The sequence below is a fragment of the Bradyrhizobium sp. OK095 genome (assembly GCF_900109945.1).
GTDB lineage: Bacteria > Pseudomonadota > Alphaproteobacteria > Rhizobiales > Xanthobacteraceae > Bradyrhizobium.
In genome coordinates, this window is record NZ_FOBX01000001.1 from 561,073 (window position 1) to 574,803 (window position 13,731).

At 64.8% G+C, this 13,731-nt stretch carries 12 protein-coding genes; 11 read left to right on the forward strand and 1 reads right to left on the reverse strand.

Features of this window, described 5'->3' with window-relative positions; translation table 11 throughout:
- Positions 1-9 precede the first annotated feature (9 nt).
- The 3 genes from hutI to hutU are packed head-to-tail and all read left to right on the forward strand — an operon-like array spanning position 10 to position 4,478.
- A complete protein-coding gene (hutI, locus tag BMW89_RS02635; protein ID WP_092022399.1) occupies positions 10-1,224 on the forward strand; it encodes an imidazolonepropionase in 1,215 nt (404 codons plus the stop codon).
- The gene (gene hutH, locus BMW89_RS02640) at positions 1,221-2,780 is read left to right on the forward strand and encodes a histidine ammonia-lyase (protein WP_092022401.1); all 1,560 of its coding nucleotides are present in this window, start codon (positions 1,221-1,223) and stop codon (positions 2,778-2,780) included. Before hutI ends, hutH begins: the two co-directional genes overlap by 4 nt.
- A 27-nt stretch (positions 2,781-2,807) precedes the next feature.
- On the forward strand, positions 2,808-4,478 hold the full coding sequence (hutU, locus tag BMW89_RS02645) for a urocanate hydratase (RefSeq protein ID WP_092022403.1): 1,671 nt from the start codon (positions 2,808-2,810) through the stop codon (positions 4,476-4,478).
- Here the strand turns inward: hutU and BMW89_RS02650 are convergent, their stop codons facing one another.
- Complete coding sequence (locus BMW89_RS02650) at positions 4,479-5,099, reverse strand: TetR/AcrR family transcriptional regulator (RefSeq protein ID WP_177195834.1); 621 nt, start codon at positions 5,097-5,099, stop codon at positions 4,479-4,481.
- 252 nt (positions 5,100-5,351) lie between these two features.
- On the opposite strand from BMW89_RS02650, the gene BMW89_RS02655 reads away from it, so the two are divergent.
- Genes BMW89_RS02655 through BMW89_RS02690 form a run of 8 tightly spaced genes read left to right on the forward strand, consistent with a single transcriptional unit; the run spans position 5,352 to position 13,715 of the window.
- A complete protein-coding gene (locus BMW89_RS02655; protein ID WP_092023344.1) occupies positions 5,352-6,212 on the forward strand; it encodes an FAD binding domain-containing protein in 861 nt (286 codons plus the stop codon).
- The gene (locus tag BMW89_RS02660; RefSeq protein WP_092022407.1) at positions 6,209-6,733 is read left to right on the forward strand and encodes a (2Fe-2S)-binding protein; all 525 of its coding nucleotides are present in this window, start codon (positions 6,209-6,211) and stop codon (positions 6,731-6,733) included. Before BMW89_RS02655 ends, BMW89_RS02660 begins: the two co-directional genes overlap by 4 nt.
- A complete protein-coding gene (locus BMW89_RS02665; protein WP_092022409.1) occupies positions 6,730-9,105 on the forward strand; it encodes a xanthine dehydrogenase family protein molybdopterin-binding subunit in 2,376 nt (791 codons plus the stop codon). Before BMW89_RS02660 ends, BMW89_RS02665 begins: the two co-directional genes overlap by 4 nt.
- Positions 9,106-9,128: 23 nt before the next feature.
- Entirely contained in the window at positions 9,129-10,370 is a 1,242-nt protein-coding gene (locus BMW89_RS02670) for an ABC transporter substrate-binding protein (protein ID WP_092023346.1), read from the forward strand.
- Positions 10,371-10,380: 10 nt separating this feature from the next.
- Positions 10,381-11,256, forward strand: coding sequence for a branched-chain amino acid ABC transporter permease (locus tag BMW89_RS02675; protein ID WP_092022411.1), 876 nt, complete (start codon positions 10,381-10,383; stop codon positions 11,254-11,256).
- On the forward strand, positions 11,253-12,251 hold the full coding sequence (locus BMW89_RS02680) for a branched-chain amino acid ABC transporter permease (protein WP_092022413.1): 999 nt from the start codon (positions 11,253-11,255) through the stop codon (positions 12,249-12,251). Before BMW89_RS02675 ends, BMW89_RS02680 begins: the two co-directional genes overlap by 4 nt.
- Positions 12,248-13,003 (forward strand): ABC transporter ATP-binding protein, encoded by a 756-nt coding sequence (locus BMW89_RS02685; RefSeq protein WP_092022415.1) that lies wholly within the window; start codon positions 12,248-12,250, stop codon positions 13,001-13,003. Before BMW89_RS02680 ends, BMW89_RS02685 begins: the two co-directional genes overlap by 4 nt.
- Entirely contained in the window at positions 12,996-13,715 is a 720-nt protein-coding gene (locus tag BMW89_RS02690; protein WP_092022417.1) for an ABC transporter ATP-binding protein, read from the forward strand. The genes BMW89_RS02685 and BMW89_RS02690 overlap by 8 nt, the downstream gene beginning before the upstream one ends.
- Positions 13,716-13,731 lie beyond the last annotated feature (16 nt).

Sequence of the window (13,731 nt, forward strand, 5' to 3'; positions counted from 1 at the left end):
GAGACCTTCATGGCAGAGCGCTTCGACCGGATCTGGCACAATGCCCACCTCGCGACGATGCGGGCCGACCGTCCCGATCTCGGCGAGATCGAGCGCGGCCTGATCGCTGCGCGTGGCGGCCACATCGTCTATGCGGGTGCGGAGGCGGATTTTCCTGTTGATGCGGACGCGATCAAGCGGATCGATTGCGAGGGACGCTGGATCACGCCGGGCCTCGTCGACTGTCACACTCATCTCGTCTATGGCGGTAACCGCGCGCACGAATTCGAGCTGCGCCTGAAGGGCGCGAGCTACGAAGAAATCGCGCGTGCCGGCGGCGGCATCGTCTCAACGGTGGCCGCGACGCGCAAGGCGAGCGAGGCCGAGCTCACGGCACACGCGCTGCCGCGGCTCGATGCGCTGATCGGCGAGGGCGCGACCACGGTCGAGATCAAGTCCGGCTATGGCCTCGATACCGAGACCGAGATGCGGCAGCTTGCGGCCGCGCGCAGCCTCGGCCGTCAGCGGCCGGTTGCGATCCGCACGTCCTTCCTGGGCGCGCATGCGCTGCCCGCCGAGGCGCAGGGCGACAAGGATCGCTACATCGATCTCGTCTGCCGGGAGATGCTGCCCGCGGTGGCAAGGGCGGGTCTTGCTGATGCCGCGGATGCTTTCATGGAGGGCATCGCATTCTCGGCCGAGCAGACGGCGCTTGTGTTCGAGACGGCGAAGGGGCTCGGGCTGCCGGTCAAGCTTCATGCCGACCAGCTGTCGAATCTCGGCGGCGCTGCGCTCGCCGCAAAATTCTCCGCGCTGTCAGCCGATCATTTGGAGCATACCGACGAAGCCGGCGCCGCCGCGATGGCCAAGGCCGGAACGGTCGCCGTGCTGCTGCCCGGCGCCTTCTACTTCATTCGCGAGACGCAGAAGCCGCCGGTCGAGGCGTTCCGCAAGCACGGCGTTCCCATGGCGCTTGCGACCGACTGCAATCCCGGCAGCTCGCCGCTGACCTCGCTCCTGCTCGCAATGAACATGGGCGCGACGTTGTTCCGGATGACTGTGGCCGAATGCCTCGCCGGCGTTACCCGTGAAGGCGCGCGCGCGCTTGGTGTGCTCGATGAGACCGGCACGCTGGAGGCCGGAAAATGGTGCGATCTCGCGATCTGGGACATCGGGCGTCCCGCCGAGCTCGTCTACCGCATCGGCTTCAATCCGCTGTATCGGCGGGTGTGGAGGGGACAATGACGGAGCAGGGCGCAGCGATCGTCGTCAAACCGGGAACGGTCGACCTCGATGATCTCGCACGCGTGCTCGAAGGTGCTTCTGTCGTTCTCGATCCGTCGTTCTGGCCGCGCGTCGAAGCGGCCGCGGAGATCGTTGCAAAGGCGGCGCGAGCCGATATCCCCGTCTACGGCATCAACACCGGCTTTGGAAAGCTCGCGTCAAAACGCATTCCGCCCGATCAGACCACGCTGCTCCAGCGCAACCTCATCGTCTCGCATTGCTGCGGCGTTGGTCCGGCAACGCCGGAGCCGATCGTCCGCCTGATGATAGCGCTGAAGATCATCTCGCTCGGGCGTGGGGCCTCCGGCGTGCGGCGCGATGTGATCGAGAATCTGCAAGGGATGCTGGCGCGGAACGTTTATCCGCTGGTGCCGCAGCAGGGTTCGGTCGGCGCCTCCGGCGATCTCGCACCGCTCGCGCATATGACGGCGGTGATGATCGGCGAAGGGCAAGCGATTGTCGACGGCAAAACCGTATCCGGCGCTGAGGCGCTATCGGCCGCAGGCCTTGCGCCGCTGACGCTGGGCCCCAAGGAGGGGCTCGCGCTGATCAACGGCACGCAGTTCTCGACCGCCTATGCCATCTCCGGCGTGCTGCGCGCCTTTGGCCTCGCGCGCGCTGCGCTCGTGACCGGCGCGCTGTCGGTCGACGCGGCGATGGCGTCGACGGCGCCGTTCCGTCCCGAAATCCAGGCGCTGCGCGGCCACGCCGGGCAGATCGCGGCGGCCGCAACGCTGACCGCGCTGCTCGACGGCAGCGACATCCGTCTGTCGCATCTTGAAGGCGATGAGCGCGTGCAGGATCCTTATTGTTTGCGTTGTCAGCCGCAGGTCGCAGGCGCGGCGCTGGATCTGATCATTCAGGCCGCGCGCACGCTGATCGTCGAAGCCAATGCGGTCACTGACAATCCGCTGGTGCTGGTCGAAACCGGCGAGATCGTCTCCGGCGGCAATTTTCACGCGGAACCGGTGGCCTTTGCCGCCGACGCCATCGCGCTGGCCTTGTCGGAGATCGGCGCGATCAGCGAGCGGCGGATCGCGACGCTGGTCGATCCTGCGCTCAATTTCGGTCTGCCGCCGTTCCTCACGCCCGACCCCGGCATCAATTCCGGCTTCATGATCGCCGAGGTGACGGCGGCCGCGCTCTATGCCGAGAACAAGCAGCGCGCGGCCGCCTGCTCGATCGACTCGACGCCGACCAGCGCCAACCAGGAAGACCATGTCTCGATGGCCGCGCATGCTGCGCGACGGCTGTCCGACATGGCCGACAATCTCGCCTCGATCCTCGGCATCGAGCTATTGGTTGCAGCGCAGGGCATCACGTTGCGCGCGCCGCACGCGACGAGCGCGGCGCTCGTTGCGGTCATCGCTCTACTTCGCGAGCAAGTACCAGCGCTCGGCGCCGACCGCTACATGGCCGGCGATCTCGCCAAGGCCGCCGCGCTCGTCGAGGCCGCCGCATTGCCGGCTGCGGCGATCGCTGCACTTCCATCCGATCCGTTTCCAAAACTTGACTGAACAAGACTTGACTAAGGGGTGTTCCGCATGAACCGCCGACTGGACAACGACCGTACCATCCGCGCCCCCCGCGGCAGCGAGATCAGCGCCAAGAGCTGGCTGACGGAAGCGCCGCTCCGCATGCTGATGAACAATCTCGATCCTGATGTCGCGGAGCGCCCGAGCGAACTCGTGGTCTATGGCGGCATCGGCCGCGCCGCGCGCGACTGGGAGAGCTTTGACCGGATCACCGCGGCGTTGCGCAAGCTCGAAGCTGACGAGACCTTGCTGGTCCAGTCCGGCAAGCCGGTCGGCGTGTTCCGCACCCATGCCGATGCCCCGCGTGTGCTGATCGCCAACTCCAACATCGTGCCGCATTGGGCCACGCTCGATCATTTCAACGAGCTCGATCGCCTGGGCCTGATGATGTACGGCCAGATGACCGCGGGCTCGTGGATTTATATCGGCAGTCAGGGCATCGTGCAGGGCACTTACGAAACCTTCGTTGAAATCGGCCGTCGCCATTATGGCGGCAGCCTTGCGGGTAAATGGATTCTCACCGCCGGTCTCGGTGGCATGGGCGGCGCGCAGCCGCTGGCCGCGACCATGGCCGGTGCTTCGATGCTCGCGGTCGAATGCCAGCCGAGCCGCATCGAGATGCGGCTGCGTACCGGTTATCTCGACCGGCAGGCCGCAACGCTCGATGAAGCGCTGGCCATCATGGAAGAGGCCGCGAAGACTAAGGAGGCGGTTTCGGTCGGCCTGCTCGGCAATGCCGCCGATATTTTTCCGGAACTGGTGCGCCGCGGCGTCAAGCCCGACATCGTCACCGACCAGACCAGCGCGCATGATCCGATCAACGGCTATTTGCCGAAGGGCTGGACGCTCTCCGAGTGGGAGACGAAGCGCGCCGCCGATCCGAAGGCGGTCGAGCGCGCATCGAAGATTTCGATGGTCGAGCACGTCCAGGCGATGCTGGATTTTCATGCGCAGGGCATCCCCACGCTCGATTACGGCAACAACATCCGCCAGATGGCGCAGGACATGGGCCTGAAGAACGCGTTCGATTTCCCGGGCTTCGTTCCCGCCTATATCCGCCCGCTCTTCTGCCGTGGCGTTGGGCCGTTCCGCTGGGCTGCGCTGTCGGGCGATCCCGAAGATATTTTCAAGACCGACGCCAAGGTGAAGGAGCTGATGCCTGACGACAAGCATCTGCACAATTGGCTCGACATGGCCAGGGAGCGCATCAAGTTCCAGGGCCTGCCGGCGCGGATCTGCTGGGTTGGCCTCGGCGATCGTGATCGCCTCGGTCTTGCCTTCAACGAGATGGTCGCGCGCGGCGAATTGAAGGCGCCGATCGTGATTGGGCGCGATCATCTCGACAGCGGCTCTGTGGCAAGCCCCAACCGCGAGACCGAGGCGATGAAGGACGGGTCGGACGCCGTGTCCGACTGGCCCTTGCTCAACGCGCTGCTCAACTGCGCCAGCGGCGCGACCTGGGTCTCGTTGCATCATGGCGGCGGCGTCGGCATCGGCTATTCGCAGCATGCCGGCATGGTGATCGTGGCCGACGGCACGCCGGAGGCGGCGAAGCGGATCGCGCGCGTGCTGTGGAATGATCCCGCCAGCGGCGTCATGCGCCACGCTGATGCGGGCTATGAGACCGCGATCGACTGCGCGCGTGACAAGGGGCTCGATCTGCCGAGCCTGCCGAAGTAGCTAGCCGCTCACTACGAGCTTCGGCATTGTCGTCTTCGCGCCGTCCATGAACGTCTGGACGGCGTCGCGGACGATCGCGTCGAGATCGGGCGGGATCGGCGTCTCGTAGATGAATTTGCGGATCGCGAGATAAAAGATGCGACCGTGCAGGCCCCAGAGCAGCTCGGTCTCGCGCTCGCTCAGCGGATGGGCCTTCGCATCGGGCAGCTTCAAATCGTGGCGCAGCTCGGCTGCCGCGGGCTCGATGATTTCGCGCCTGACGATGTCGAGATAGCGGCCGGTGATACCGAACGACTTCATGCCAGAGAACACGAAAATCCGCACCCAATTGTACTCGAACACGCGTTCGACATAATCGAGATAGAAACGCGTCAGCCGCGCCTCCAGCGGCAGCGAGCGGTCGCGGATCATCGGGCCCCAATCAGGCGACCAGCGGCTGAGATAGACCTCCTGGTAGACGCGCTCGATCAGCGCTTCCTTGCTGGGGAAGTGGCGATAGATCGCCGAATGCGTGATGCCCATCCGCTTGGCGAGTTCGCGGGTCTGGCCCTCGAAGCCGCGCTCGGCAAAGAAGCGGATCGCCTCGTCGACGATCGCGCGCTCGCGATCGGCCGCGCGCATGTTGCGGCGCTTTGGCGCGGACTTGCTGCCTGTCCCGGTCCGTCGAACCGGTCGCTTCGCCGTTTTCTGCGTCTTCTTCGCCATTTTGCCGTGAATCGCGATCCCTTTTGCCTTCTTAGCCCAAAGGAGCATTTGTGACCAAATGGTCATTTCTTGTTGACCGTCCCCAGGCGGCATGTCAGGGTTTTGAGACCAGATGGTTACAAATCTGGCGTCCAGGCTGATGAGCCGATGGATATTGAGGAAACGGCGGTGAAGGCGAGGGCTTTCAGCTATTTTCGTGCGGCGACGATCGACCAGGCGCTGGATGCCCATGCGCGCGCTGGCGATGACGCGCGCTTCATTGCCGGGGGCCAGAGCCTCGTGCCGGCGTTGTCGCTGCGGCTGCAGGCACCACGGCTGCTGATCGACATCACCCATATTGACGAGATGCGCGGCGTCAGGCGCGAAGGCGGTTATTTGCGCATCGGTGCGTTGACGCGCCATTGCGAGATGCTGAGCGAGCCGCTGGTCGCCGAGTTCGCGCCGCTGCTGCATGCTGCGGCCCCCTTCGTTGCCCATCCCGCGATCCGCAACCGCGGCACGTTCGGCGGCAGCGTCGCGCTGGCCGATCCGGCTTCCGAATTTCCGGCCATGACGCTGGCGCTCGACGCCGAGATCGAGATCGTGGGCCCCACAGGCCGCCGACGCGTCAAGGCCGACGACTTCTTCCTCGATTTGTTCGAGACCGCCTTGCAGCCGGGTGAGTTGATTACCGCGATCTACGTCCCCCTGTTCAAGGCCGACCAGCGCTTTGCGTTCGACGAGCTGGCGCGACGGCGCGGGGATTACGCGATGGTTGGGTGCGGGATCATGGCGACCTGTGCGGGCGATCGCATCAACGACATCCGCATCTCCTTCTTCTCCGTGGGGAATACGCCGACGCGAGTGAAGGGCGCTGAGGCAACCCTGATCGGCTCGAGCCTGGATGCGGAACGTATCGCCGCTGCGCAAGCCGCGCTCGAAGGCGATCTCGCGCCGCCCGACAGCGACGAGGTGCCGCCGGCGATGCGGCTGCATCTTGCCCGCGTGCTGCTCGGACGCCTGCTCGGACGTCTCGGTGAGAGCGCATGAGCGGTTTTGACGAAATCGTTCTGGATGACGCGGACGAGACCGTGCGGGTCCGCTTTGTCGTCAATGGCCGCAAGGTCGCTTGCGAGGTTGCACCGCGGGAGACGCTGGTCGATTGCCTGCGCAACGCGCTTGAGTTGACCGGCACGCACGCCGGCTGTGAGATGGGTGCCTGTGGCGCCTGTCTGGTGCAGCTCGACGGCCGCGTAGTTCATTCCTGCCTGATGTTCGCGGTACAGGCCGATGGTGCCAAGATCAACACGATCGAGGGCCTCACCGAGAGTGGCGTGATCGCCGATCTCCAGGCCGAATTCCATCGCCGCAACGCGCTGCAATGCGGCTTCTGCACGCCCGGTATGTTGGTCAACGCGCACGAGCTGCTCTCGCGGGTGGCGCAGCCGAGCCGTGGCGAGATCCGCGACGCGCTGTCGGGCAATTACTGCCGCTGCACCGGCTATGAGGCGATCGTCGATGCCATCGACGCCGTTGCCAAGGCGCGCAGCGAAAGCGGAGGCACGACATGAGCGCGCCGCTGACCTCGCTCGACCGCCCGAACTCCTATATCGGCCGCTCCGTGCCTCGCCCGAACGCCAAGCGGCTGTTGGCCGGGCGGGGACGCTATGTCAGCGATCTCCGGTTGCCGCGCATGCTCTATGCCGCGTTCCTGCGCAGCCCACATGCGCATGCCAAAATCGTCTCGATCAATACCGATGAGGCGCGTAAGCTCGAAGGCGTGCACCTCGTCGCGATCGGTGCTGACCTCGCCAAGATCTGCACGCCCTGGACCGGCACGCTCGATCACTTCAAGGGCATGATTTCTGCGCCGCAATTGCCGTTGCCGCTGGATCGCGTGGTCTGGGCCGGGCAGGCGGTGGTCGCCGTCGTTGCCGAGAGCCGCGCGATCGCGGAAGACGCGCTGGAGCTGATCGAGGTCGACTACGAGGACCTTCCTCTCGTTGTCGATATCGACAGTGCGCGCGCCGCTGGCGGGCCGGTGATCAACCCCGGCAGCACCAACAACATTTGCTTCCGCGCCCAGCTCGACAATGGCGCCGTTGACGACGCCTTTGCGCATGCCGCCCACGTGGTGGAAGAAGAATTCTCCTTCGGTCGCCACACCGCGGTGACGCTGGAGCCGCGCGCCATTGTCGCGGACTATGATCCCGCCGCCGGCGCGCTCACTGTGCATCATGCTACGCAGACGCCGTACCAGTTCCAGGACCTTTATTCCCGCCATTACGGCATTGCCGAGGCGCACGTCCGTGTGGTCGCGACGGACATCGGTGGCTCCTTCGGGATGAAGCTGCATGTCTATCACGAGGATATGGCGGTGGTCGGTCTCTCGATCCTGCTCGGGCGTCCCGTCAAATACGTCGCCGACCGCATCGAGTCCTTTGTCTCCGACATCCACGCCCGCGACCATCGCGTCCGCGCGCGCATGGCGCTGGACGCCAAGGGCGAGATTTTGGCGATGGATGTCCGCGACCTGACCGCGATCGGAGCGTTCTCGACCTATCCGCGCACCAGCGTGGTCGAAGGCAATCAGGTGATCCGCCTGATGGGCGCGCCCTATCGCTTCAAGAACTACCGCGCCACGCTGGAGGTGATCTTTCAGAACAAGGTGCAGACCAGCCAGTATCGCGCTGTGGGGCATCCCATCGCCTGCGCGGTCACCGAGCGGCTGGTCGACATGGCCGCGGCCAAGGTCGGCCTCGATCCCTTCTCCATCCGCGCGCAGAACGTCATCGCCGACGATGCCTATCCGCAGACCTCGCCGACCGGCTACCGCTTCGAGGCGCTGTCGCATCAGGCCTGCCTGAAGCGCCTGCATGAGTTGATGGACTATGACGGCTTGCGCGCCGAGCAGGCAGACTTGCGCAAGCGCGGCGTCTATCGCGGCATCGGCATAGCGGCCTTTGTCGAGATCACCAATCCGAGCCCGGCCTTCTATGGCGTCGGCGGCGCGCGCATCTCCTCGCAGGACGGCGCTATCCTCAGCGTGACGCCGTCGGGCGAAGTGCGTTGCCTGATTTCGGTCACCGAGCAGGGGCAGGGCACCGAGGCGATCATCAGCCAGATCGTCGCCGATCAGCTTGGCATCGCGCAGGAGCACGTCAAGGTCATCACCGGCGATACCGAGGTGACCCCGCATGGCGGCGCGACCTGGGCCTGCCGTGGCGCCGGCATCGGCGGCGAGACTGCGCTGCAGGCAACCCGTGCCCTCAAGCGCAACATCCTGGAGATCGCCGCGCTGATCCTCCAGGAGCAACCGTCGGCGCTCGACATCATCAATGGCGAGATCGTCGACGCGGGCACGCGGAACCAGCGGATACCGATCTCCGAGATCGCGCGCATCGCTTATTTTCGCTCCGACACGTTGCCGCCCGGGACGCAGGCGCAGCTCACCGTCAGCCATCACTTCGCGCCGCAGGGCTATCCCTTCGCCTTTACCAACGGCATCCAGGGCTGCTCGCTGGAGGTCGACGTCGAGACCGGCTTCGTCAAGGTGCTGAAGCACTTCATCGTCGAGGATTGCGGCCGGATCATCAATCCGATGCTGGTGGACGAGCAACTCCGCGGCGGCATCGTGCAGGGGCTGGGCGCAGCGCTGTTCGAGGAATGCCGCTACAGCGAGACCGGCCAGCTCGTGAACGGCTCACTCGCCGACTATCTCGTTCCGATGGCGATGGAGATGCCTGATATCGTCATCGCCCATGTCGAGACCCCGACCGCCGACACCGTGCTCGGTGCCAAGGGGGTCGGCGAGGCCGGCACGGCTGCTGCGTCGGCTTGCGTGCTCAATGCCGTCAACGACGCGCTCACGCCGTTCGACGCGACGATCAACTCTATTCCGATCACGCCGATAAAAATCCTGAAAGCTCTGAAGCGTTTCTAGAAAAAAGACAGTTGGAGGACATCATGCCCAAATCCGGTTCGACCCCGAAAATTACCCGCCGCACCGCGCTCGCCGGCCTCTCGGCAAGCGCGGCCCTGCTCGCCATGCCCCGGCTCGGCCGCGCCGCGGACGAGACGATCCGTATTGGCTTTCCGACCCCGCTCACCGGTCCGTTCGCAGCCGAAGCGCGCGACCAGGTCAAATGCGCCGAGCTCGCTGTAAAACTCGTCAACGACAAGGGCGGCATTGGCGGTCGCAAGGTCGAACTGCTGGTGCGTGACGACAAGCTCAATGCCGGCGAGGCCGCCACCCGCACGCTGGAGCTGATCGAGAAGGACAAGGTTCATGCCGTCGTCGGCGCGCTCTCCAGCGCCGTGCAGCTCGCAGTCAACGAGGTCACCCGCGCCCGCGGCGTGATCTACGTTTCGATCAGCCAGTCCGATACCATCAATGAGGCCAAGGACTTCAGCAAATACACCTTTCACGAGGCGCTGAACCCGCACATGACGACCGCAGCGGTGGCGCGGCAGACCCTGAAGAAGGGCATGAAGGTCGCGCACCTTGTGGCGGACTATGCCTATGGCCATGAAATGCTGCGCGGCTTCAAGCGTGCGCAGGCGGCGATCGGCGCGGACAATGTCGGCGAGATCCTGCATCCGTTTGGTGCGGCGGACTACTCCACCTTCATGCCGCGCCTGATGTCGATGCGGCCGGACGTGCTCTGCATCTCGAATTTCGGCCGTGACCAGGCCAATGCGATCAAGCAAGCCGTGGATTTCGGCGTTAAGCAGCAGATGAAGATCGTCGTGCCCGTCATCCTGCACAACCAGCGCCTCGCGGTCGGCCCCGACGTGTTCGAGGGCGTGGTCGGCGGCGCCAATTATTATTGGGGCTTGGAGACGCAGGGCAAGTCGGCCGCCGCCTTCAACGCGGCGTTCAAGGCCGCCAATGGCGGCGCGATCCCGACGGACTATGGCGCTTACGGCTATTCCGGTGTCGGCTCCTTGCTGGCAGCCATGCAGACCGCCGGCGGTACCGACACCGACAAGGTCGTCGATGCGCTGGAGAAGCTGCAATATGATCTGACCAAGGGCCCGCAGCATTACCGAAAATGCGACCACCAGTCGGTGCAGTCTGTGCTGGTGCTGGAGTCCAAGAAGAAGTCGGCTATGGCGAACGACAACGATCTGTTCGCCATCCTCGCCAACGATTCGGGTTCCGACGACATGCTGCGCAGTTGCAGCGAGCTCGGCCACGCGACCTGAAGCCTGGCCGATGGACTTGTCGCTGATCATCATGCAGCTTCTCTCCGGGATCGCCCTTGGGGCGGTCCTGGTCATCACTGCGCTTGGACTGACGATCGTGTTCGGCATGCTCGGGGTGGTGAATTTCGCCCACGGCGCGCTGTTCATGATCGGGGCTTATGCGGGGCTGTATCTGGCGTCGCTCACCGGAAGTTTCTGGTGGGGATTACTGCTGGCTCCCATCTTGATCGGCGCCTTCGGCATGTTGATCGAGCTCGTGCTGATCCGCAGACTCTATGGCCGCTCGATCGACGATCCGCTGCTGCTCACCTTCGGTCTCAGCTACATCCTGGTCGAGGGCGTGCGCATCGTGTTCGGAAGCGACGGCATTCCGTTTCCGACGCCGCCGCAACTGATTGGCGTGCTCGATCTCGGCGTCGGCTTCTTCCCGCGCTATCGGCTCTTCGTCATCGGGCTGGTGGCGGTGGTGCTGGTGGTGCTCTGGTTGGCGCTAGAGAAGACCCGCATCGGCTTGATCGTCCGCGCTGGCGCGCGCGACCCCACCATCATGCAGGTGCTCGGTATCGATATTGGCCGGGTCTGGCTCGCGATCTTCGGCCTCGGCGTTGGTCTCGCCGCACTTGGCGGTGTGCTCGCGGGGCCCATGCGCAGCGTCAACCCGGAAATGGGTTCGCTGGTGCTAGCCGAAGCCTTCGTCGTGACCGTGATCGGCGGCCTCGGCTCGATCGTTGGTGCGGTCGTGGCCGGCCTCATGGTCGGCATTTCCATCAGCCTGGTAGCGCTGTTTGCGCCTGAGATGGCGACCATCGTCATGTTCGCGCTGATGGCAGTGGTGCTGCTGATCCGCCCGCAAGGCCTGTTCGGCGTGAGAGGGAGGACCGCGTGACGTCACCATCGAGCGGCGAAGCGGTCGCCAAACCCGCGTCCAGCGGTCTCGGCTGGCTTCTCGAGCAGCGTGTGCTGTTGTCCATCGCAGTGCTGGCCGTGCTGCCCTGGCTGTTGCCGTCGCAGGCGTTGGCCGTCAACGTCCTGATCTACGGCGTCGTGGTGATGGGCTACAATCTGCTGTTCGGCTACACCGGGCTGTTGTCGTTCGGCCAGGCCGCGTTCTTCGGCGCCGGCGCCTACTTTACCGGTATCGCGATCGGCCGCTATGGCGTGCCCTGGTTTGCGGCGGTGCCGATCGCAGTGCTGCTCAGCACCTGCCTTGCGGCTCTGATCGGAATCGTCTCGACGCGTACCCGCGGCATCTATTTCTCCATGGTGACGCTCGCGCTGGCCCAGTTGGTCTATTACGTCGCGCTTCAGGCGTCGTCCTTCACCGGCGGCGAAAACGGCCTGCGCGGTTTCACCGTCGATCGCATCAGCCTGTTCGGCCTTCAGGTCAATTTCCTCGACCCCGTCAACAAATACTACGTGCTGATGGCCTTCGCAGCGCTGGCGATGTGGTTCCAGTCGCGCATCCTGAACTCGCCGTTCGGTGCGGTCATCGAGGCCATCCGCGAGAACGAGCAGCGGGCGCGCGCCTGCGGCTATAACGTCGAGCGCAGCAAGTTGATCGTGTTCATGCTGTCGGGGGCGATCTCCTCGCTCGGCGGCTGCATGCTTGCGCTGCACCTGTCGATCGTGCCGCTGGACATCCTGCACTATCAGACCTCCGGCATGATCGTGATGATGGTGCTGCTCGGCGGTGCCCGCAGCTTTTTCGGCCCCTTTGTCGGTGCGGCGACCTTCCTGATCCTGGAGGACGTCATCTCGGTCTGGACCTCGCACTGGCAACTCGTCGTCGGCACGATCTTCGTGCTGTTCGTGCTGTTCCTGCCCAAGGGCATCTGGGGAACGCTGCTGGACACGCTGCGAGTCGGAAAGGCGCGGCCATGAGCGGCGAATTGCTTCGCGCCGAGGGAATCGGCAAGCACTTTGGCGGCTTCGTCGCGCTCGAAGGCATCACAATGTCCTTTGCGGCGGGACAGCTCACCTCGATCATCGGGCCGAACGGCGCCGGCAAGAGCACGTTCTTCAATATCCTCTCTGGCGCGCTGACGCCGACGTCGGGCAAGCTGCACTTCAGAGGACGCGAGCTGAACGGCCTGCCGCAGCACCGCTTCGTGCATCAGGGCATCTCGCGCTCCTACCAGATCACGAACATTTTTCCGGACCTCTCCGTCCATGAGAACGTGCGCGTCGCGGCGCAAGCGCTGACCGTGAGCTACGATATCTGGCGCAATCGTGCCCGGCTGACTGAGCTGATTGCGCGCGCCGATACAGCGTTAGAGGCTGTCGGGCTGCTCGCCAAGCGCGGCGAGCTGGCAAAATTCCTGTCGCATGGTCAGCAGCGTGCGCTGGAGATTGCGATTGCGCTGGTCTCGGAGCCTGAGTTGCTCCTGCTCGATGAGCCGACCGCGGGCATGGGGCCGGAAGAGACCAAGGACATGGTCGCGCTGCTCGAGCGGCTCGCCGAGAAGCGCACCGTGCTGTTGGTGGAGCACAAGATGAAGATGGTGCTGGGCCTGTCCAAACGCGTCGTGGTGCTGCACCACGGCCGCTTGCTGGCGGACGGTGCGCCCGATGAGATCAGGAGCAACCCCGAAGTCCGCCGGGTCTATCTCGGACAGAGTGAAGGCTATGGTTGAGACCGCGCTGCTCGAAATCAACGACCTCCATGCCTGGTATGGCGCGAGCCATATCCTCCACGGCATCTCTCTGCACGTGAACCCGGGCGAGGTGGTCGCGCTCGTCGGTCGCAACGGCGCCGGGAAGACCACCACTCTGCGGGCCGTGATGGGGCTGATGCCGAAGGCGAAGGGCCGCGTGTGCTTTGCGGGCCAGGAGTTGTTGCCGCTCCGTGCCCATCAGCGGTTCCATCTTGGCCTTGCTTACGTGCCCGAAGAGCGCCGCATCGTCCCTGGCCTATCCGTGCGCGAGAACCTTCGCCTCGGACTCGTCGCGGCCGGAAGCGGGATCGAGGAGCGCGCCGCGATCGACGAGATCGCCGAGACGTTTCCGCGCCTGAAGGAGCGGCTCGATCAGGAGGGCGTGACCCTTTCGGGTGGCGAGCAGCAGATGCTGGCGATTGCGCGTGCGCTGATCGCCAAGCCAAAGATGATCCTGCTCGACGAGCCTTCGGAAGGCATCATGCCGGTTCTGGTCGAAGAGATGGGCGTGCTGTTCCGCCGCCTGCGCGACGAGGGCAAGACGTTGCTGCTGGTCGAGCAGAACGTCGAATGGGCCTTGCGGCTCGCCGACCGCGCCGTGATCATCGACCAGGGCGAGGTGGTGCATCAGAGCAGCGCCGCGGCGCTGTTGGCGGACAAGGACATTCAGGAGCGCTACTGCGCGGTGTGACGGTCGATCTATCAGC

Bases quoted from the DNA above. Each gene is read 5' to 3' on its own strand.
- hutI (WP_092022399.1), top strand. From the start codon at position 10: ATGGCAGAGCGCTTCGACCGGATCTGGCACAATGCCCACCTCGCGACG.
- hutH (WP_092022401.1), top strand. From the start codon at position 1,221: ATGACGGAGCAGGGCGCAGCGATCGTCGTCAAACCGGGAACGGTCGAC.
- hutU (WP_092022403.1), top strand. From the start codon at position 2,808: ATGAACCGCCGACTGGACAACGACCGTACCATCCGCGCCCCCCGCGGC.
- BMW89_RS02650 (WP_177195834.1), bottom strand. From the start codon at position 5,099: ATGCGCGCGGCCGATCGCGAGCGCGCGATCGTCGACGAGGCGATCCGC.
- BMW89_RS02660 (WP_092022407.1), top strand. From the start codon at position 6,209: ATGAGCGGTTTTGACGAAATCGTTCTGGATGACGCGGACGAGACCGTG.
- BMW89_RS02665 (WP_092022409.1), top strand. From the start codon at position 6,730: ATGAGCGCGCCGCTGACCTCGCTCGACCGCCCGAACTCCTATATCGGC.
- BMW89_RS02670 (WP_092023346.1), top strand. From the start codon at position 9,129: ATGCCCAAATCCGGTTCGACCCCGAAAATTACCCGCCGCACCGCGCTC.
- BMW89_RS02675 (WP_092022411.1), top strand. From the start codon at position 10,381: ATGGACTTGTCGCTGATCATCATGCAGCTTCTCTCCGGGATCGCCCTT.
- BMW89_RS02685 (WP_092022415.1), top strand. From the start codon at position 12,248: ATGAGCGGCGAATTGCTTCGCGCCGAGGGAATCGGCAAGCACTTTGGC.
- BMW89_RS02690 (WP_092022417.1), top strand. From the start codon at position 12,996: ATGGTTGAGACCGCGCTGCTCGAAATCAACGACCTCCATGCCTGGTAT.